The following is a 19,787-nucleotide window of genomic DNA, read 5'->3' on the forward strand; positions in this document are numbered from 1 at the left end:
GCAACAGGCGGCCATCAGCCGTCAGCCGCCGGCCGCCCGCCGGGCGATCGGCGCGCGGTATCGAACCCCGCCCGCCGACCCCGGAGTTACTGCTGCCGCGCTCCGCGCCTACGGAACAACACCAGCGCCCCGCCACCCAGCGCGATCATCGCCGCCGAGACGCCGAAGACCAGTGGCAGGTTCCCGCCCAGACCCGTCCGAGCCAGCGGCCCCGACGACCCACCGTGGTTTCCGCCCGACGTGGACGGAGCAGATGTCGTCGGCGCGCTCGTCGTCGGCGGAGGCGTGGTCGGCGGCAGCAGCTTGTTGACCGCCGTCACCTCGACTCCGGCGTCCAGGTTCTGCGCGTTCAGCACGAGCGGGCCGAGCACCGGCTTCTCCGGAGGGGCATAACCCTCGGGAGGGCTGATCTCCTTCCAGAAGTACGTCCCGGGCAGCACGTCGCGCTTGCAGATGCCGTCCGTCCCGGTCGTACAGGGCTCGCCGACCTTCGTATCGGGAGTGGTTCCGTCGGACTGCAAGCCCTCGGTCCCGTTCGTCTCCCGCCACAACTCGAACTTCGCCCCGGCCAGCGCCTTGCCGTCCTGGTCGTGTTTGACCAGGCGCACCGCGCCCTCCTGTTGGCGGAATCCGAAGTCGTACGTGTGGTCGTTCTCGCCCGGTCCGCCGGTGGTCAACGCCCGTTCCGGATAACGCCCGCCGGTCGGGACCTTGCCCTTGGAGTCCACGAAGCGGTTGTCGCCGACACCCTCTTCGGTCGGCACCCACTGGTACAGCGGCCCGTTCGCCGCGTAGTCGGCCGGGTTGTCGAGCCGGATCGTGTACTTGGTCTTCGGCTTCAGACCACCGGTCACGTTCGAGTCGTCGAAGTAGTACTCACCACGCTTGTTGGTCTTGGTCGTGCCGACCACCTTGCCCGACTCGTCGTACAGGTTGACGGTCGCGCCCTCGACCGGACGCTGGCTCGGGCCCTGGACACCCTTGCGCTCGGGGTCGTACCAGACCCGGTTGCCGATCTGGAGCGGTGCCTGGTCGCAGAGCACTTCCAGGTCGCCCATCGAGGCGCCCTTGCCGAAGGAGGCGTTGCCCTCGGTGTTCAAGCGCAGGCCCGCGGCGGGCTGCCGCGTCCCGTCGCGCTTGGTGAACATCGTGCCGGCGCTCCACGGCGTGTCGATGGGGTCGACACCGGCGGTCGCGACGAACTCCTCCACCTTCGACAGCGCGAGGCCGGCGTAGGCGGCGTTCGGGTGGCCGCCGCCCATGGTGTTCACGTCGAAGAACCTGGTACCCCGCGGCGTCTTGCCACAGCCGAGGTTCGTGTCCATGACGTACTTGCCCTCGGACAGGCACGCCTTGTTCAGGTCGCCGCCGGCCACCATCGCGATGGCGGTCGTCGGCTCCCCGGGCCGGGCGTACGCCGTCGTCCGGTCGGTGAACCGGTCCCGGAAGGCCAGCAGCATCGAGCCGTCGGTCTCGAACGCGATGTCGGCCAACTCGGGTTCGGGGTTGGCCATGGCGCCGGCGCACGTCTGCCCGTTCTGCTGCGCCGGGAAGGTGTCCGTCCACGGGAACCAGGCGGCTCCCGGGCAGGCACCGCCGAGCGTGGCCTTGCGCGGGTAGTCCAGCGGCTGGTTCAGCACCTGCTTGCCGAAGGTGCCCGACGCCGGGTCGAAGGCCAGGACCACGGCGCGCATGTCCGAGAGCTTCCCGGTCGAGGCGCCCGAGCAGACGCCGCCGACGTATCCGACGCCGTCCTGCAGTCCCAGACCGAACGGCCGCCAGTCGCCCGGCGCCGGGCAGCCCGGGTCCGGGATGGCGTACGAGGCCGCCGGCGCCGTCGCGGTCGCCGCAGTGGCGTCGTAGCGGTACAGCTTGCGGTTTTCGAGGTTGACCACGAACAGGTCGCGGCCGTCGTCGGAAACCTCCAGGTCGCCCAGGCCCTCCTTGCCGGGCGCGGCGAGGAAGGCGTTGTCGCTGGTGCCCACGCCGTGCGCCGAGGTGCCGGCGTCCGGGACGGTGGTGAACAGCGACGTCTTCTTCGTGGCGACGTCGGTGACGTAGATGCCGCCGGCGCCGCCGGGGCCGTACACCGTGTCGCGCTTGGCCAGCGCCGAACTGAACAGCCGCTTGCCGGGCTTGCTCCAACCGATGCCGTACAGGTTGCCCGTCGCGGCGTTGGTGGACAGGTCCGTCACGTTGGTGTTCGTGCCGCGCGCGTTGTACGGGAACGTCACCAATGTCCGCGCGGACGTCGGTTCGTTCGTCGCGGGCTGGCAAGCGGTGGCCAGCGGCGCGTTCTTCTGGCAGTAGTCGCCGGGGCTCCACAGCCCCGTCGTGTACGCCACATCCTTGCCGTTGCCGAGGTCGACGAACTCCTCGTTGCTGCTCAGTTCGTTCGGTCCGCCGCCCAAGCCCTTCCGCGACGCGAACGCCGGGAACAGCACACCCGGCTTCGGATTCACCACCTGAATCCGATACTTGCCCGAAGGCGTCCGAGCCGTACCGGGCGCCAGCTTGACCGTGCCGTCGGCGGCCGTCACCCCGGTGACCTTGGCGCCGTCGTCGTTGGTGAGCGTCACCGTGACGCCGCCCATGCCCGGTTCCAGGGCGGGACTCCATACCCCGGTGGTGTCCACGGCCCGCACGACGCGGACGGTCACGGAGCCGTCCTCCGTCGCCGGATACGCAGGCGACGCCGCCAGTGCCAAACCGCCGAATCCGACGGCGAGTGCCGCGAGGCCCCCTATGGAGCGGGGCGCGCGTAACGCCGATCGCAGTCGGCGTCCTCCCTGCGCGGCGCCGTGCGTCCGTTCACTTGAAGGTGTCATACCTACTCTCATCACCTCAAAGGGCCCGACGGCGATCCCCCCACGGATCGGTCGTGACCCGGTTTGTTGGCCGAAGCCTAAAGGGGATTCGGCAAGTACATGACGGCAAGGGGAAGTTGACGTTGAACCCATTTTTCGCCGTCGTCGCGGGCGTGGTGCGCCCAAATGAATCCGATTCGGACGGCAACGGCTAATCCGGATTCGCATGGGATCCGCAGGCCCGGTCCGGCTCCCTCGCTCCCGTTTCAAACCGATACCATAGACGGAGATAAAGTCTCCGATTAGCTCTCGACATCGAGGACGGTGCGCCATGCGGGCGGACGCGGCACGCAGCAGACGACGGATCCTCGACGCGGCGCGCGACGTCTTCCTGGAGCGTGGACCGGACGCGCCGCTGGACCTGATCGTGCGCCGTGCCGGAGTCGGCCCCGCCACGCTCTACCGGCGCTACCCCGACCGGGAGTCGCTGGTCCGCGACCTCACCGGGGACCTCCTGGGCCGACTGGAGACGGCCGCGCACGAGGCGGCGAGCGTCGACGACGACGCGTACGCGGCGCTGCGTCGCTTCGTCCACGCCGCCGCCGACCTGCGGATGGGCGCGGTCATCCCGGTGCTGCTCGAAGGGCTGGTCGTGGACGCGGAGTTGGTGCGGGTACGAACCGCCACCGTGCACGCCGTCGAGGCCCTGATCGACGCCGCCCACGCGGCGGGCACGCTGCGCCCGGACATCGGCATGGGCGACCTGGTCCTGCTCTCGGTCCGGCTCTCCCGCCCGCTGCCCGGCGGCCTGGCCCGGCTCGACACCGACGACACCCTCCTGCACCACCACCTCGACGTGGCCCTGGACGGCCTCGGCCCACGCCCGACCGAAACCGCCGAGCCGCCCCGCGCCCCGTTGTCCTTCACCGCCTTGGTGACCGCCGCCGACCGCCCGACGATGGCCGGGCCCTGAGCGGAGCGTGACCGCGCCGGTCAGCCCTGCGTCACCGCCACCGGGTTCGTCCGCAGCACCTTCCAGGTCGGCAGCAGCGTCGCCGCGAAGGTCAGCACCGCCGCCGTGCCGACCACGGCCGCGTAGATCCGGATCGAGCCCATGGGCAACCACGAATCGGTCAACGACAGGCTGAACGGGACCACCGCCGCGGCCGCCGCCGCGGTGCCCAGGATCACCCCGATGAGCGTGGTCAGCGTCGCCTCTACCGCGGACATCCGCATGATCTGGCCGCGGGTCGCGCCGCTCAGGCGTTGCAGCCCGAACTCGCGCCGGCGATTGTGCGTGGCCAGGATCAGCGAGTTGACCAGGGACAACGCGGTGTACAGGGTCAGCATGCCGATGATCAGATAATTGACCCACGCCTGGGTCTTCGACTCCTCGGCGTGCGTTTCGAGCAGCGCGTCGCGCGAGGCCGCCCGCAGCCCCGGGTGCTCCTTGGCCCAGGCGCCCAGCGATGCGACCAGCCGGTCGGGATCCGTGCCCTCGGCCGCGCGGACCAGGATCTGCGCGGGCAGCCCGTCCGTGGTGTGCGGCGCGAGCAGGGACACCGGCAGCAGCATGGTGTCGTAACCGGGCCGGCTCTCGAACAGCGCGACCACCCGTACGTCCGCCGAGGCGCCGTCGCCGAGCCGCAACCGGATCGTGTCGCCGAGCCCACGATGGATCGACCGGGCCAGCGCCCTCGGCAACGCGACCGTGTCGCCGCGCAGTTCGGCCAGCGAGCCGGCGGAGGCCGTCACCCCGACGGTTGCCGGGCCCGTGTCCACGTCGATGCCCTGCATCGGCACCCCGTGCCTGCTGTCCGGCGCGACACGCGGGTTCTCCACGAAGCCCGCGCTCGCGGTGTACGCGCTCGCGCTCGCCACGCCCGGGATCGCCCGCACCCGCTCGACCAGGCCCGGGTCCACGCCGCCCACGGCGGCGGTCACCACCGCGTCGGCCCGCAGGCTTTCCGTGTACACCCGCTCGGCCTGCCCGGTCGTGGTGGTCTGGAGGTACAACTCGCCGGTGCTGATCGCGACCGCCAGCATGATCGGAGTGACCACCGCGGCCGTGCGGATCGAGGTGACCCGCGCGCCGAGCATCGCGATCCGGCCGGACCGCCCGGTCAGCGCGCCCAGCGGGCGGTACAGGACCCAGGTGAGCAGTTTGGTCAGCCCGGGGGCGAGCAGGGCCAGGCCGATCGCCGCGCAGATCACCGCCGGGCCGGCGGTGCTCGCCGCCATCGGACCCTCCAGGACGTTCACCGTGACCAGGCCCAACGCGGTGGCGCCGGCCAGCGCGATCAGCGCGAGCACGAGCCGGAACCAGTTGAACCATCGCTGCTGGAAGGCGGATTCGGCCAGCGCCTCGGTCGGCTTGGCGGTCACCGCGCGCCGGGCGCCGACGAACCCGCCCACCAGCGCGGTCAGCAGCACTGCGCCCGCCGCAGCCACCGCCGGGATCCAGCCCTGCTCGAACTCCACCGTCTCGGCGACCATCCCCGAGGCGACCAGCCGATCGAAGAGCACCCGCCCGGCCGCCGGGCCGGCGAACCAGGCGACACCCGCCGCGAGCACGGTGACCAGCAGTGTCTCGCCGAGCAACATCCGGCGCAGTTGGCGCGGGGTGGCGCCGATCGCCCGCATCAGCGCGAACTCGCGCCGCCGCTGCTGTACGGACAGCCCGATCGTGCCGGCCACCACGAACACCGCGACCGCGACGGCCAGACCGCCGAACACCGCGGACAGCGAGATCAGGTCGGACTTGTTCGCCAGGATCTCGGGATGCTCGACCGCGCCGCGATCGTCCCCGGCCACGATCCGGATCCGGTCGTCGTGCACCGCGCGGGAGACCGCCTTGCGCAGCGCGCCGAGGTCGGTGCCCGGTGCGGCCACGATCGCGATGTCCGCGACGGCGCCGGTGGGCGCGGACAGCCGGTCGGCCTCGGCCGCGGCGAAGAACATCGTTGCCTGCGGCACCGTGCGGGCGGGCCGGGCGATCCCGCTGACCCGGTAGGCGCGCGCCCCGCCGTGTGCGGCGATCCGGACCCGGTCGCCCACGTCGACCGCCGCGCGGCGCGCGAGCGTGGTGTCCAGGACCACCTCGTCCGGCCCGGTCGGCGCGACGCCCCCGGCCAGGGTGTACGGCGTCAGTTGGGCGGAGTCCCACGCGTGGCCCTGTGCCTTGCGGTTGCCGTCGGGACCGATCAGCGCGGTGCGGAACGTACGCTCGCCGACCACTGCTTGCACCCCGGCGACGCCGCGCACCCGCTCCACCATGCCCGCGTCCAACGGGACGCGCTCACCCAGTGCGTAGTCCCGCTCCCGGTCGCCGTCGCCGCTGCGCGGGCCGGTGTAGGTGGGGTCGCCGATCACCGCCAGCGAGGCCCGCTCCAGGCGTTGCGGCGGGGCGTTGTTGCGGACGCCCGTCTCGAGCAGGCCGCCGCAGGCCATCACCACGGTGGCGCCGAAGCACAGCGCGACGAAGGTCGCGACGAAGCTGCCCGCCCGAAAACGCAGCGTGCGCAGCGCGAGTCCCCACATCAGCGCACCCCGCCGAGCGACCGGCCCGGGCCGGCCTCGAAGGCGCCCAGGTGGGTCATGCGGTCCGCGATCGCGTCCACGGTCGGCGCGGCCAGCCGGCCGGCGATCCGGCCGTCGGCGAGGAAGACCACGTGGTCGGCGTAGGACGCGGCGACCGGATCGTGGGTGACCATGACGATGGTCTGGCCGTCGACGTGTACCGATTCCCGGAGCAGCCCGAGCACCTCGGCCGCGGTCCGGGTGTCCAGCGCGCCGGTCGGCTCGTCCGCGAACAGCACGGCGGGCCGGACCACCAACGCGCGGGCGATGGCGACCCGTTGCTGCTGACCGCCGGACAACTCGTGCGGGCGGTGTCGGGCCCGGTCGGTGAGGCCGACCCGCGCGATCACCTCGGTGATGTGGCGCCGGTCCGCCCGCTTGCCGGCGAAGCGCAGCGGCAGGGTGACGTTCTGCTCCACGGTGAGCGTGGGCAGCAGGTTGAACGCCTGGAAGACGAAGCCGATCCGTTCCCGACGCAGCTTGGTCAGCGCGTTCTCGTTCAGCTCGGCGAGATCCCGACCGGCCACGGTGACCGCACCCGAGGTCGGCCGGTCCAGACCGGCCGCGCAGTGCAGGAAGGTGCTCTTACCCGAGCCGGACGGCCCCATCACGGCGGTGAACGAGCCGGGTGTGAAGGCGATCGAAACCCCGTCGAGGGCGGCGACCGAGGCGGAACCCTTCCCGTAGACCTTGCGGACCGCGTCGAGCCGAACCGCCGGTTCCCCGGCGTCGGCATGCCCGGCTCCGCTCGTGTCCCACTCCCGCTCGCGTGTCGGTTGCCCGCCCACGATGACCCTCCAGCCGTTCGGCCGCTCCCCGTGGGCGGCGTCGAATCCACGCTAGAAGCGCCCGCGGCACCCGCCCATGGGGCCGGCCGGCCACTTGGGGTGGGGGTAGACCCCCTACGGACGATCGGCCCTGCGGGACGTGCGACCGCCGCACCCCGCGGCTAGAAGTCCCGCGCGTCTAGGCCGAAGTGTGTACGCCGTTTCGTCCCGAGGGAGGGCGTGCCGACGCGGGACGCGGCCCTAGCCTCGTGGGCGTATCCGCAGGTCGAGTGGAGGAGACGGACCGTGGCCAAGGCACGCGGCTCGATGGTGGCCGGCCTGGTCACCGCCCTGGTGGGCGCGGGCTTGAAACTGTTCGCCGACGATGTGCACACGCCCGTGTTCGAACCCGGGAAGCTCGGCATGGTGCTGCTGATTCTCGGGATCGCCGAACTGCTGTACGGGATCTACCGATCGATCCAGGGCGACCGGAAGGCGTGAGCCGCCCGGGCGCGCGGCCGACGACGCTGCGCGACCAGGGCCAGGAAACCGGCGCCGAGCACGGCCGAGCCCAGGAACACGACGAGCAGCACCCGGCCGCCCGGCCCGGTCCCGGCCGCGGGCGGCCGGCTCGCCGCGTCGGCCGGGGTCGCGCGGAGTTGGTCCACGACGCGGCTCGCGGCGGATTCCCGTACCCGGGTGGCGGCCGGTGTCACCTCGACCCGCACGTTCGCGGTGGCCTGCCGCCCGAACCGGTCGCTCACCGTGTAGCGGAAGTCGTCCCGGCCGACGAAGCCCGGCCCCGGGGTGTAGCGCAGTACGGCGTCCGTCCCGGTCGTGTCCTCGGCCTGGAAGACCAGACCGTGTTCGGGGTTGGTGTGCGAGAGCACGACGAGCCCATCGCCGGTGTCGTCGGCCAGGACCGCGACATTCACCGACTGCCCGGCACGGGTGCTCACCACGTCGGCGAAGGCACGCGGCCCCGGCAACCCGGGCGGCGCAGGCGGCACGGACGGCAGGGTCGGCCGGGGTACCGCCACGGGCCGGGGACCGGCGCCGGGCCGGGAATCCGCGCCAGGCCGTGGGTCCGCCACCGGCTGGGGGTCCGCCACCGGCCGCACCCGATCGGTCGGCACGTCGGCCCGCGCGCTCGCCGGCCCGAACAGCACGACACAGCAGGCGAATACCGCGGCGCCCGCACGGCGCACTCGAGTGGGGGACGCGGACGCGGTGGGCACGGGTACCTCCGGCACTGGCGATCCCGCCGGCCGAAGCCGGCACGATCTCGGGTCGACCGCCCCGATCCTGGGCCCCCGAGCGCCCCGCCCCACCGCGCGGCACGCCTCCCGCCCGAAGCTTCACCCGCACGCGTGGCCCGGAAGCCGGCCCCGCGAGCCCGACTCGCTCACACGTGCCACAACGCCGAGGAGTACGAGCCCGCGCCCGCGCGCCGGCACGTGAGGTTCGAGCGGTCGGACACGCCGGGTGAGGCATCCGGGTGATGATTCGTGACTCTCGGCTTGGTCCTTTCTAGCCTCGGGTCCGAGACACCGATCGAGGATCGAGGCCGTCGCACGCCGAGACCGTGTCCTCGGTCCTGCCGGGACTGCGCCCCCGGCAGGATCGGGGAGACGGTCCCGGTCGCGGTGCCCGGCGGCATGCGCACGACCAGGACCGCGCAGAGGAGCACACACCGATGACCGCCCCGAGCCGAGCCCCCGGGCTCCCCGCGCCCGACCCGCTCTTCGAGCACACCCCCGATCCGCTGCGCTACACGCGGCCGGCCGCCCCGATCCGGGCGCGGCGGGGACCGGTGCCCGCCGGCGTCGCGGCCCTGGCGACCGTGGCGCTCCTGGTCTGGGCGATCCGCGCGAAGCGTCGGTAGGGCGACCGGGCCGGACTTCACCGGCTCGCCGCGTCCTTCGCCCACGTGCGCAACAGCCGCCGGGTCGCCTCGTTCGCGCCGGGCCCGTACTTGGTCGGTGCCGTCGCGGCGATCGCGACCCGGATGTCCGCCTCGGCGAGTCCCGCGCCTCGGGCGTACTCGGCGGGCAGCGCGGCGTCCAGCGCCTCGGCGACCCTCGGCTCGGCGACGTGCGCGAGGATCAATCCGGCCAGGTCCTCGCCCGGCAGCCCGTAGCCCGCGTGCGACCAGTCGAGCAGCACGATGTCCTCGTCCCGGGCGATCAGGTTGTCCGGCCGCAGGTCGAGGTGGCACAGCAGGTACGGGAGTTCGGCGACCCGGGCCGCCAGCGGCCCGACGGGGGACGGAGGTTCGAACAACCAGGACGGCCCGAGCGGCCCGGTCGCGGCCTGCGCGGCGCCGAGGCGGTGGGCGAAGTCGGCCCATCGGGCGGGATCCCACTCGGTCCCGGCCACACCCCGGACGTACTCCAGCCACAACGCCACCGACCCGTCGCCCCGCCGATCCACCCGCAGCGTCCGGGGCGCGGTCAACCCGTGCGCGGCGTAGACGCCGGCCGCCAGACCGCTCTCGTACGCCTCGACCTCCCGGGCCCAGTAGCGCGGATTGGCCGGCGCCGTGCCGTCCGGCGTGGCCAGCTTGAGCACCGCGTCGGCATCGCTGCCGAGCACGTGCCAGATGTCGGAACGGGTGGACAGCGGGGCGGCGTCCAGGGGCGAGCCCAGCTCGGGCGGGACGGATTCGATGCGCACCGGCGGCGGTGCGGCGGACTCGGTCAGGGTCGACTCCGGGGCGGGATGTACCGGCCGATGGTGGACCGGGACGTCAGCGGAAGGCCGGGGCGCGGGGCGGGCGTCGGCGCCCGATGTGGTGGCGATAGCCGAGTACCGACTCGTGTCGACGGGCGTGCCGGCCGCGCCCCGAGCGCACCGTGTGGTGATCGGTCGGTCGCCGCTCGGCCGAGCGCCCGAGTGGAGCCGGGACCGGGAGCGGGGTCGGCGGCGCGGCGGCGGCCGGTTCGATCGCGGGCCGTGCGGTCGACGGCGGATGCGGTGGCGCGGGCGAGGTCAGCGGCCCGAGCAGGCGGTCCTCGAGCCAGGCGAGTCCGGGTATCAACAGGAACATCACGATCGGTGCAAGCAGAGCTAGGACCAAGTACATGAGTGCCGCCTGGGGTGAGCTCGTCCGGGCCGTAGTAGCCCCCTAGCCGGTGGCGAACGGCGCAAACGTGACGGTTAGGCAACGAAGGCCGTTTTCCCGCGCCTGCCGACGATCACTTTCGATCGATATCTACGCTATGTGGGTGACCGGTCGGCGCGACGTGATCATGAAACGAAGGCGCGCATGATCACGAAGCGCCCGCGCCCACGACCACACGGCGCCCGCGCCCGCGATCACCCACCGCGATTACCCGCCGCGAATTCCTCGACGCCCCGCTGCCGTGCCTGACAGCCTGACCGCATGGCGAACGACGGCACGACGCTCGACTGCGACGCGATCCTGTTCGATCTCGACGGTGTGCTGGTGGACTCCCACCCCCTGATCGAACGCATCCTGCGCGCCTGGGCCGCCGACCGCGGCGTCGATCCCGACGTCGCGGTCGGCGCCTCGTACGGCCGCCGGGACATCGACCTCGTGCGCGTGGTCGCCCCCACCCTGGACGCCGAGGTCGAGGCCGCGTGGATCGTCGAACGCGAGGAACGCGACTTCACCGGCATCGTGCCGATCCCCGGCGCCGCCGGCCTGCTCGCCGCGCTGCCCTCGGCGCGCTGGGCGATCGTCACCTCCGGCACCCGCCGGGTCGCGCGGGGGCGCCTGCGTGCGGCGGAGTTGCCGGAACCGGTGTACATGATCACGGCGGAGGACGTCACCGAGGGCAAGCCGGCCCCCGAGGGCTATCTGCGCGCGGCCGATCTGCTGGGCGTACCACCGCACCGCTGCCTGGTCGTCGAGGACGCGGAGAGCGGTGTGCGCGCCGCCGAGGCGGCCGGGATGCGCTGCCTGGGCATCGGCGCGGCGTTGGCCGACGGGGCCGGCGGCGCCGCACTCGACGCCTGGGCCACGGATCTGCGATCGATCGATCCCGAACAGGTCACGGCCGAACACGTCCGGCTTAACATCCACCCGAATGGGTCAAACTAGGGACGCAACCTCTCGGGCCCCATTGGCGTCTACAAGGGTGCACGACTCGGGGAACACCACATTTTGGTTTGGGTCGGGAGAGGCCACCACTCGATGAAGAAGACACGTATATCCCTCGCGGTCGCCGTGACCGCGATCCTGGCCCTGTCGGCCTGCAACTCCGGCTCGTCGAGTGATTCGACGGCCAAGGCGGGCACGCAGTCGAACCTGCCCACCACCGTCTCGTCCGCACCCGTCACGCCGAGTGCGGAGAGTACGCCCCCCGCCACGTCGGCCACACCGAGCAGCAGCGCCCCGACCAGCGTGTCGCCCACGGCTCCCGCGACGTCCGCGAAGCCGGCCACGAGCAAGCCGCCGACCACCAAGCCGCCGACCACGAGCAAGCCGCCGACGACCAAGCCCAAGCCGCCGGCCGCGCAGGCCGGGCTGGACGAGCGGTGCCTGACCGGTCGGGCGATCTGCATCGACAAGCGCACCGACCGGCTCACCTGGGTGATCGACGGCAAGGTGCAGTATGCGACCGCCGTGCGCTTCGGCTCGGCCGAGACGCCGACCCGCGAGGGCGCGTTCAGCATCAACTTCAAGAGCCGCGACCACGTCTCGACGATCTACCACACGCCGATGCCGTTCGCGATGTTCTTCTCCGGCGGCCAGGCCGTGCACTACTCGGCCGACTTCGCCGCCAACGGCTACAACGGTGCCTCGCACGGCTGCGTCAACGTTCGGGACAAGGGCCTGGTGCAGCGGCTCTTCGACGAGACCCGGGTCGGCGACAAGGTGATCGTCTACCGCTCGACCAAGTAGGTCGCGGATCCACCCGCCCCGGCGTTCGGGATCGCTCGGCCGGCACGACCGAGCGATTCCGACCCCGGGGACCCCGTGGACCCGTGCTCAGCGCTCGCGCGGGGCGCGCACCGTCTTGAACTCCGCCGGACCCGCGCCCATCTCGAACGTGCCGTCCGGGTAGAGCATCGGGCGCCGCTCCTGCATCAGCTTCGAGTACTTCTCCACGTGCTGGATCGAGACGCCCTCGGGGTCGGTGAAGTCGACCAGCGCGATCGCCACCCAGAACACCGCCCGCTTGTTGTTGAACAGCGGCACGTTCACCGTCGAGCCCTGGCCGTCGGTGACCTCGGCGTGCGCGCCGTACGACTTGAAGCTGCCGAAGCCGTTCTCGACCGCGCTGTAGGCGCAGATCAGCACATAGCCCTGCTGGTCGGGCCGGGTGATCCGGACCGTTTCACGGCCGGGTACGCGCGAGTCGCCGTCCAGCTTGATGTAGGGCGCGGAGTTCAGGCTGCCCAGGTCGCGGTAGTAGATCACCCCGTCGCTGTCGCCCTTGTTCAGCGCACCCAGCTTCGACCGGGGCACGTAGAGCGCGTACAGGTCCAGGTCGGCGCCGGACTTGCGGCGGGCGTCGTTGCCGCCGTCCCAGACCAGGGACGCGGTGACGGTGATCGAGCGGTCGTCCTTGTCCATGCTGATCGTCGCCCGGCCGCCCTTGGCCAAGTCGACCCGGCCCAGCGGCTCCTTGGCCATCGAGATCGGCGCGGGCGCGGCCGGCGCGGGCGCGGCGGCGGGCTCCTTGACCAAGGCGTGCACCGGCGCGGCGGGCGCGGGAGTCGGCTCCGGCTCCGGCTCGTCCTCCACCGAGATGCCGAAGTCCGTGGCGAGCCCGGCCAGTCCGTTCGCGTAGCCCTGGCCCACCGCGCGCACCTTCCACGCGTCGCCGCGCCGGTACAACTCGACCAGCACCGCGACCGTCTCGCCGCCCTCGAACGTGCCGGCCGGGTAGGTGATCCGCGCGTCGCCGGACGTGGTGAGCGCACTCAGGCCGGGCACCTGGCCGAGGGTGGCCCCGGGCCGGTCCGCGTCCGCGCTCACCACGACCACCACCTTGGTGATCTCGGGCGGCAGCTTGGCGAGTTCCACCGTGACGTGCGTGGTTCCCGAGGGTCCCGCCGTGGTGCGCACCTCGCCGTCGCCGCCGACGGGATTGTTGAAGAACACCAGGTCCTCGTCGGTACGCACCTTGTGCGCGTCGGTCAGCAGCACGGCGGACACGTCCACGACGTCGGCCGAGGCCCACCCGATCGAGACCTCGGCACGGTCGCCGGTCAGGGGCGCGTTGGCGCCGGTGGGCAGCGTGACGTCGGACATGGAGGGCCCTCCCGGTTGGACAAAGACGCCGTATCGCGCCGTTGTCCAGGGGAACGACCCTCCCCCCGACGACGTTCCGCAAACCTGAAACTTTAACCAAGCAGGGGTAAAGCCCCAGGTGACAAGCCCGCATCGGGCTCGGTCAAACGCCCGACACCACCTTGTCGAACGCCTTCCTGGCCTCGGCGAAAAAGGCGGGCGCTCCCTCGGGCCCGGCGCAGAACACCTGGATCGGCAGATGCACGGCGGTGGCCCCGGCGGCGATCACCTCGGCCGCGCCGGCCATCGTGCGGGTCAGGTCGAACCGGCCCGTGTCGTCCTTGACCAGCGGCAGCGGGCCCTGCACCCGCAGTGCGCCCGGGTCGCGGCCGGCGTCGGCGAGGGCGGTGCGGATCCGTGCCACGTCCCGGGCCATGTCGGCGGTGGACAGGCCCATGATCGGGATCCAGCCGTCGCCGCTGCGCACGATCCGCGCCAGGTTGCGGGTGTTCAGCGTGCCGCCGATCCACAGCGGCACCCCGCCGGGCTGGACCGGCCGCGGCGCGCAGTAGGCGTCGGTGAAGTTCACCGTCTCGGACACGAACGACGCGGGCAGGTTCGTCCACAGCTCCTTGCAGGCCGCGAGGGTGTCGGTGAGCAGCCGGCCGCGGTTGTCCCAGTCGATCCCGGCGGCGTCGTACTCCTCGCGCTGCCACCCCGTGGCCACGCCCAGCTCCAGCCGCCCGCCCGAGAGTTGGTCCAGCGTCGCGGCGGTCTTGGCGAGCAGGGTGGCGCCGCGCAGCGGGGCGACGAGGATGCCGGTGGCGAGGCGCACCCGCGAGGTGACGGCGGCGATCGCGGCGAGCAGGGTGAGCGGTTCGGGCCAGTCCGCCTCGGGCGGGGTGGGGAAGCGGCCCCAGGAGTAGTTCTGCGTGTTCGGGCCCATCACCACGTGGTCCACCAGCACGATGCGGTCGATCCCCGCATCGTCGGCCGCGCGACCGACGTCGGTGAAGCCGCGCCAGTCGCCGGCCGGCCAGCTGCCGAAGTTGGGCAGGCCGATGGAAAGTTGCACGTCAGTGCTCATCCGGATGCTCCGTCGAATCGGTGTCGGGGTCGGTGTCGGACGCGGCGTCGGGGGCGGGGGCGAGGGGGCGAGGGGGTGACCGGGGCCGGGGCCCGGACCCGGTTCCGCGATCGGGCGGGGTGGGCGGATCGGCCGCGGCGGGTGCGTCGGTCGAGTCGGTACGGGTGCCGGCGTCGGCGGGGCGTACGGGTCGCGGCCCGCGAGCGCCGCGTCGATCACCGCGTCGCCGAGCGCCGCCCGGGCGTACTTCTCGAAGGAGGGCGCCCGGCGCAGCTCGTTGCCGCCGTCCACGGCCAGACTCTGCCCGGTGGTCCAGGACGACTCGGGGCCGGCGAGGTGGCGGACCGCCTCGGCGATGTCCTCGGGCAACCCGGTGCGGCCCAGCGGCTTGTTGGCCAGGAAGCGGCCGATCATCTCCTCGTCCGCGAAGATCCGCGCGTCCTCGCGCGAGCGCACCAGCCCGGGGCGGACCGCGTTGACCCGGACGCCGGCCGCGCCCAACTCGTCGGCGGCGGCCCGGACCAGGGCCTCCAGGCCCGCCTTCCCGGCCGCGTAGCCGCTCAGGAACGGCATGGTCAGCCGGGCCGCGGTGGAGGACACGCAGACGATCGCGCCGCCACCGCGTGCGGCGATCACCGGCGCCGCGTACTTGATCGCCAGGAACGCGCTGTGCGTGTTGCGGTGCAGGTCGGCCAGGAACGCGTCGTCGTCCATGGCCAGGATCGGCGCGGTGCTCCCGCCGCCCACCGTGGCCACGCAGACGGCGAGCGCGGGACCCGCCGCGCGGACCGCCTCGCGGACGCCGTCGGTGGTGCAGGTGTCGACCGCGACGTGGCGCACCTCGGTACCGGCCGGCGCCCCCGCGCGCAGCCGTTCTGCGGTGGCGGCGAGCGCGTCGGCCCGGCGGGCGGCGAGCGTCACCGAGCAGCCGTCCGCCAGCAGGCGGGCCGCACAGGCGGCGCCGATGCCGCCGCTGCCACCGGTGACCAGGGCCATCCGGCCGGCCAGGATCGCGGGCATGGGCGGGCTCCTCCAAGGGCGACCAAGGGGGCTGACGATCTGTCAGCTCGCGGCAGACGTTACACCTCGAATCATTCGAGTTGTAACGAAGTTCGGCTAGAGTGTGGCCATGACCACGCCGGAGGGCGAGCCGCCCGGACTGACCGCGCTGCTCTACGCGGCCACCGCCCGCCTCGACGCGCACTTCGCGGCCTGCGCGGGAGCGATCGGGCTGACCGCGTCCCAGGCCAACGCGGTGCACGAACTCGCCGAGCCGCTGGGCATGCGCGAGCTGGGCCGCCGGATGTGCTGCGAGCCGCCGAACGTGACCTTCGTGGTCGACCGGCTGGTCGAGCGCGGCCTGGTCGAGCGCCGGCCGCACCCGAACGACCGCCGGGCGAAGCTGATCGCACTCACCCCGGAAGGCGCCGAACTGCGCGCCCGCCTGTTCGCCGGCCTCGCCGTGGACCCGCCGCTGGCCGGGCTGCCGGACGCCGACCGGCGGGCCCTGCGGGTCCTGCTCGACCGGGCCCTGAACGGCGACTGAGCGACGGCCGGGCGCCGACCCTGGTTCTCCTCGACCCCGCCCACTAATCTGACGCGCCATCAGACAGTGCGGTGTCGCCCACCCCGGTGGCGCCGGGGACAGGAGTACGGCATGGCTGTGTTCGCGCTGCGTTTCGACTTCCGGAATCCGGCCTTCGCCGGGACGAGCATGGGGGAGCGCTACGCCGCGGCACTCGACATGGTCGAGTGGGCCGACGAGCGCGGATTCTTCATGGTCACGCTGTCCGAGCACCACGGCTTCGCCGACGGATACCTGCCCGCCCCGCTCCAGTTCGCCGCCGCGATCACCGCGCGCAGCCGGAACATGGGCGTCACCATCGCCGCGATCCCCGCGCCGCTGCACGACCCGCTGCACCTGGCCGAGGAGCTGGCCGTGCTCGACCTGCTCAGCCAGGGTCGGGTGAACGTGGTGCTCACCAACGGCTACGTGGACACCGAGTTCGCGATGTACGACGTGCCGATGCGCGAGCGGGTGGGGCGCACCGTGGAGACCGTCGAGACGCTGCGCAAGGCGTGGACGGGGGAGGAGTTCGAGTTCCGCGGCCGGACCGTGCGGGTGACCCCCGCGCCGTTCCAAAAGGGCGGTCCGCCGATCATCCTCGGCGGCAGTGTCGAGGCCGCCGCCCGCCGCGCCGCGCGGATCGCCGACGGGTTCATGCCGTCCAACCCGGACATCTGGGAGTTCTACCGGGACGAAAAGGTCACGCTCGGCGAGGAGGACCCGGGCCCGTACTTCGGCGGCGACACCGGCTTTTTCCACCTCTCGAACGACCCCGACCGGGACTGGCACCGGATCGCGCCGCACGCGCTGCACGAGGTCAACGCCTACGGCGAGACGATGGCCAGGGCGGGCACCGCCGGGGTGGGCGGCTACGCGAGCGTCACCGACGCCGACGCGCTGCGGGCGGGCGGGCAGTACCGGGTGATCACCCCGCAGACCCTGGTGGCCGAGCTGAAGGCCCAGGGCGACGCGGCGTTCGCGATCCTGCACCCGATGATGGGCGGCATCCCGCCGGAGCTGGCCTGGGAGAGCCTGCGCCTGTTCGAGAACGAGGTACTGCCGAACCTGTAGCGAGCGCCGGTCGGCGGCGCGGCCCACCCCGGGCCGCTCGCCGATCGCCGATCGCGGTCGGTCAGCGGTGCGGCGCGCCCGCCACGAAGTCCTTCGTGTGGTCCCACCACGTGCGCCGGTCGGGCGGGAACCGGCGCAGCGAGCGGGCCAGCTTGGTGTCCGCGTGCGGCGAGGTCCGCCCCGGGCCCTCCTTGTAGCGCCAACGCGCCCACGGCGACTCGGGCTTGGCGATCCGGATCGCCGACACCATCGCCACGAACGGGACGAACACGCCGATCAGCCCGGTGGCCACCTTCCCCTTGGCCAGCGCGCACAACGCGAAGGCCAGGTTGAACACCACGATCACCGCGGCCACCGGCTTGCTGTCGCCGTCGCCCAGGCCGAGCGGGTTGGCCCCGACGAACAGCAGCACGCCCATCGCGGCGGTGATCAGTACGGCGTCCACCGACTTGCGCCCGTCCGCGGCCCAGTACACGTCGTCCAGGTGTACGAGCAGCGCGAACTCGTCCAGGGTGAGTGCGGCGCCCATCCCGAACAACCCGGCGAGCACCTGCCGCAGCGCGCCGCCCGGTTCGTAGGAGAACTCGAGCGCGCCCGCGATCAGCATCAGGAAGATCCCGTAGACCTGGTGGTGCACGTGCACCTTGCCCACCACCATGTTCCGGAACGGGCCCTTGCCCGCCCGGATCAGCCGGGTGATCAGCCTGGTCACAGCGAAGGTGAAGATGAACGCGACGAGCATCCAGCCGACGCCGTGCGGCCCGGCCTCGGCGTCGCCCGCCAGCCGAGCGGTGGTCGAGATCCAGCCCTGGTCCTGCACAGCCCGTCCCTGCTCGTGATTTCCGTGTGAGGAGGATTGTCCATGATCGAATGGACCGCATGGCGCCATCGCCGCTTCCGCACGATGGCGACCGGATCGAATCGAGGTTAGGACGCGCATGGCCCTCCCCACGACTTCCACCGAGGTGACCTTCCCGGCCGGTGCCACCACCGGCGAGGCGCCGATCCTGGCGGCGCCGGTGCTGCCGGACGGACGCACCGCCCTGGTGGTCGGGCGTACGCCGTTCCATCCGCTCGACCACACCTGGCCGGACCAGCCCGCGGACACGGGGGTGATCCGGGTGGCGGGCGCGGAACTGCCGGTGGTGGACTGCCTGACCGGCGGGGTCGGCCCGGACGGGACGTTCGCGGTCGGCGAGGCGATCCCGGTGCGGCGCGGCGACGAGGATTGGGCCTGGCTGGCGCTGCACGTGGTGGACCCGGCCCCGGGCGACCCGGCCGACCTGGTCGGCGCCGCGGCCGAACTCGTGGTCGACGCCGAGCGCCGGGCCGCGCTGAGCGCCGCGCACACCGCGTGCCACCTGCTGGCGTTCGCGCTGAACGCGGTGCTCGCGCCGCGCTGGCGCAAGGAGGTGCGCACCGACAGCCTGGGCCGCCCGGACTTCGACAACCTCGCGATCACCCGCTCCCGGCTGACCGAGGCGGGCAGCCGGGACGACTACCGGATCGGCAAGTCGCTGCGGAAGAAGGGCTTCACCGCGGACACGCTGGCCGAGGACCTGCCCGGGATCCGCGACGAGGTGGAGGCGCTGCTCGGCGAGTGGCTGAAGACCGACGCCGGGGTCCGGATCGAGGTGCCCGCCCCGGCGCTGACCGCGCGCCGGGTGTGGCACTGCGGGCTGCCCGACGGTGACGCGCACGTCCCGTGCGGCGGCTCGCACCTGGCCCGACTCGGCGAACTGCGCTCGCTGGCGGTCGAGTTGACCCTGGAGGAGGACGGTGCGCTGGTTGCGCTGACCCGGCCCGAGCGGATCTGAGTCGCGGTTCGACGTGGGTCCCCGGGAACCGGTCCCCCGGCGCGGACGTTACCTTCGGAAGGAAATCTCTTTGCCCAACCATGACCTGGTCGGGGGGCTTCCGCTGTCCGTCATCGCCCGCTCCGGGAGGCACGTGCCGTGCAAACCATCGCCCTGGGTCCCTCGTTCCTGGACCCCGACAAGCTGATCTCCACGTTCGGCCTGATCGGCATCCTGGTGATCGTCTTCGCCGAGTCGGGCCTGCTGATCGGCTTCTTCCTCCCGGGCGATTCGCTGCTGTTCACCACCGGCCTGCTGGTTTCCGACGGCAAGTTCTCGCAGCCGCTGTGGCTGGTGTGCCTGCTCCTGTGGACCGCGGCGGTGGTCGGCGACCAGGTCGGCTTCCTGTTCGGCCGCAAGGTGGGGCCGTCGCTGTTCAATCGGCCGAACTCGCGCTTCTTCAAGCGGGAGAACGTGGAGAAGGCGCACGAGTTCTTCGACCGGTACGGCCCGCGCTCGATCGTGCTGGCCCGGTTCGTCCCGATCGTGCGCACCTTCACCCCGATCGTCGCGGGCGTGGCCCGGATGAAGTACCGCACCTTCGTCGTCTACAACATCGTCGGCGGCTTCCTGTGGGCGTGCGGGGTCACCGTGCTCGGCTACTCGCTGGGCCAGGTCGACTTCGTTCGCGAGAACATCGAGCTGATCCTGATCGCCATCGTGCTGATCTCGGTGATCCCGGTGGCGATCGAACTCCTGCGCGCCCGCTCGACGTCGCGCACACGGGCCGCGGCCGAGCCGACCGCGCCGGCCGCGCCGGTGGAGCCGGCCGCGGGCCGGGGCCGGCACCGGGCGGGCGACGACCGGCGGGACGCGTAGGACGGTTGTCGCCACTGGGCCGTACGGGT

At 72.5% G+C, this 19,787-nt stretch carries 18 protein-coding genes; 9 read left to right on the top strand and 9 right to left on the bottom strand.

The window, feature by feature from the left end:
* Nucleotides 1-86: 86 nt before the first annotated feature.
* On the bottom strand, nt 87-2,660 hold the full coding sequence (locus ACWGR4_RS10785; RefSeq protein ID WP_379998956.1) for an SdrD B-like domain-containing protein: 2,574 nt from the start codon (nt 2,658-2,660) through the stop codon (nt 87-89).
* Nucleotides 2,661-3,138: 478 nt separating this feature from the next.
* Between ACWGR4_RS10785 and ACWGR4_RS10790 the strand changes: the two genes are divergently transcribed.
* Nucleotides 3,139-3,780 (top strand): TetR/AcrR family transcriptional regulator, encoded by a 642-nt coding sequence (locus tag ACWGR4_RS10790; RefSeq protein WP_452130131.1) that lies wholly within the window; start codon nt 3,139-3,141, stop codon nt 3,778-3,780.
* Nucleotides 3,781-3,800: 20 nt separating this feature from the next.
* On the opposite strand, the gene ACWGR4_RS10795 is transcribed toward ACWGR4_RS10790, so the two are convergent.
* Nucleotides 3,801-6,347, bottom strand: coding sequence for an FtsX-like permease family protein (locus ACWGR4_RS10795; protein WP_452130132.1), 2,547 nt, complete (start codon nt 6,345-6,347; stop codon nt 3,801-3,803).
* Nucleotides 6,347-7,174 carry an ABC transporter ATP-binding protein gene (locus ACWGR4_RS10800; protein ID WP_379998962.1) on the bottom strand — a complete coding sequence of 276 codons (828 nt, stop codon included), beginning with the start codon at nt 7,172-7,174 and terminating at the stop codon, nt 6,347-6,349. Before ACWGR4_RS10800 ends, ACWGR4_RS10795 begins: the two co-directional genes overlap by 1 nt.
* A gap of 285 nt (nt 7,175-7,459) precedes the next feature.
* Here ACWGR4_RS10800 and ACWGR4_RS10805 point away from each other — a divergent pair, with 285 nt between their 5' ends.
* A complete protein-coding gene (locus tag ACWGR4_RS10805; RefSeq protein ID WP_379998964.1) occupies nt 7,460-7,654 on the top strand; it encodes a DUF5708 family protein in 195 nt (64 codons plus the stop codon).
* Here the strand turns inward: ACWGR4_RS10805 and ACWGR4_RS10810 are convergent.
* Nucleotides 7,621-8,163 (bottom strand): Ig-like domain-containing protein, encoded by a 543-nt coding sequence (locus ACWGR4_RS10810; protein ID WP_379998966.1) that lies wholly within the window; start codon nt 8,161-8,163, stop codon nt 7,621-7,623. The two genes, ACWGR4_RS10805 and ACWGR4_RS10810, sit on opposite strands and share 34 nt — an antisense overlap.
* A gap of 686 nt (nt 8,164-8,849) precedes the next feature.
* On the opposite strand from ACWGR4_RS10810, the gene ACWGR4_RS10815 reads away from it, so the two are divergent.
* Nucleotides 8,850-9,038 carry a hypothetical protein gene (locus ACWGR4_RS10815; protein WP_379998968.1) on the top strand — a complete coding sequence of 63 codons (189 nt, stop codon included), beginning with the start codon at nt 8,850-8,852 and terminating at the stop codon, nt 9,036-9,038.
* Nucleotides 9,039-9,055: 17 nt separating this feature from the next.
* Here the strand turns inward: ACWGR4_RS10815 and ACWGR4_RS10820 are convergent, their stop codons facing one another.
* Nucleotides 9,056-9,829 carry a phosphotransferase gene (locus ACWGR4_RS10820; RefSeq protein WP_452130133.1) on the bottom strand — a complete coding sequence of 258 codons (774 nt, stop codon included), beginning with the start codon at nt 9,827-9,829 and terminating at the stop codon, nt 9,056-9,058.
* Between the two features lie 73 nt (nt 9,830-9,902).
* Entirely contained in the window at nt 9,903-10,238 is a 336-nt protein-coding gene (locus tag ACWGR4_RS10825; RefSeq protein ID WP_452130134.1) for a hypothetical protein, read from the bottom strand.
* 300 nt (nt 10,239-10,538) lie between these two features.
* Between ACWGR4_RS10825 and ACWGR4_RS10830 the strand changes: the two genes are divergently transcribed.
* Together ACWGR4_RS10830 and ACWGR4_RS10835 are read left to right on the top strand one after the other, a co-directional pair.
* Nucleotides 10,539-11,219: an HAD-IA family hydrolase gene (locus tag ACWGR4_RS10830; protein ID WP_379998974.1), complete on the top strand. Its 681-nt coding sequence runs from the start codon at nt 10,539-10,541 to the stop codon at nt 11,217-11,219.
* 93 nt (nt 11,220-11,312) lie between these two features.
* A complete protein-coding gene (locus ACWGR4_RS10835; protein WP_452133757.1) occupies nt 11,313-12,023 on the top strand; it encodes a L,D-transpeptidase family protein in 711 nt (236 codons plus the stop codon).
* An 87-nt stretch (nt 12,024-12,110) separates the two neighbouring features.
* Here ACWGR4_RS10835 and ACWGR4_RS10840 read toward each other — a convergent pair whose 3' ends face one another.
* Nucleotides 12,111-13,379: a TerD family protein gene (locus tag ACWGR4_RS10840; protein ID WP_452133758.1), complete on the bottom strand. Its 1,269-nt coding sequence runs from the start codon at nt 13,377-13,379 to the stop codon at nt 12,111-12,113.
* A 142-nt stretch (nt 13,380-13,521) separates the two neighbouring features.
* The gene (locus tag ACWGR4_RS10845; RefSeq protein ID WP_452133759.1) at nt 13,522-15,465 is read right to left on the bottom strand and encodes a TIGR03619 family F420-dependent LLM class oxidoreductase; all 1,944 of its coding nucleotides are present in this window, start codon (nt 15,463-15,465) and stop codon (nt 13,522-13,524) included.
* 109 nt (nt 15,466-15,574) lie between these two features.
* On the opposite strand from ACWGR4_RS10845, the gene ACWGR4_RS10850 reads away from it, so the two are divergent.
* Nucleotides 15,575-15,991, top strand: coding sequence for a MarR family winged helix-turn-helix transcriptional regulator (locus tag ACWGR4_RS10850; RefSeq protein WP_379998984.1), 417 nt, complete (start codon nt 15,575-15,577; stop codon nt 15,989-15,991).
* 111 nt (nt 15,992-16,102) lie between these two features.
* Nucleotides 16,103-17,083, top strand: a complete 981-nt coding sequence (locus tag ACWGR4_RS10855) for an LLM class flavin-dependent oxidoreductase (protein WP_452133760.1) — start codon at nt 16,103-16,105, stop codon at nt 17,081-17,083.
* A gap of 61 nt (nt 17,084-17,144) precedes the next feature.
* Here the strand turns inward: ACWGR4_RS10855 and ACWGR4_RS10860 are convergent, their stop codons facing one another.
* On the bottom strand, nt 17,145-17,903 hold the full coding sequence (locus ACWGR4_RS10860) for a hypothetical protein (protein ID WP_379998988.1): 759 nt from the start codon (nt 17,901-17,903) through the stop codon (nt 17,145-17,147).
* A gap of 118 nt (nt 17,904-18,021) precedes the next feature.
* Between ACWGR4_RS10860 and ACWGR4_RS10865 the strand changes: the two genes are divergently transcribed.
* Both ACWGR4_RS10865 and ACWGR4_RS10870 read left to right on the top strand, forming a co-directional pair.
* Nucleotides 18,022-18,900 carry an alanyl-tRNA editing protein gene (locus ACWGR4_RS10865; protein ID WP_379998990.1) on the top strand — a complete coding sequence of 293 codons (879 nt, stop codon included), beginning with the start codon at nt 18,022-18,024 and terminating at the stop codon, nt 18,898-18,900.
* Nucleotides 18,901-19,038: 138 nt separating this feature from the next.
* Nucleotides 19,039-19,758: a DedA family protein gene (locus ACWGR4_RS10870; protein WP_452133761.1), complete on the top strand. Its 720-nt coding sequence runs from the start codon at nt 19,039-19,041 to the stop codon at nt 19,756-19,758.
* Nucleotides 19,759-19,787: the final 29 nt, after the last annotated feature.

The sequence above is a fragment of the Embleya sp. NPDC055664 genome, from assembly GCF_053618075.1.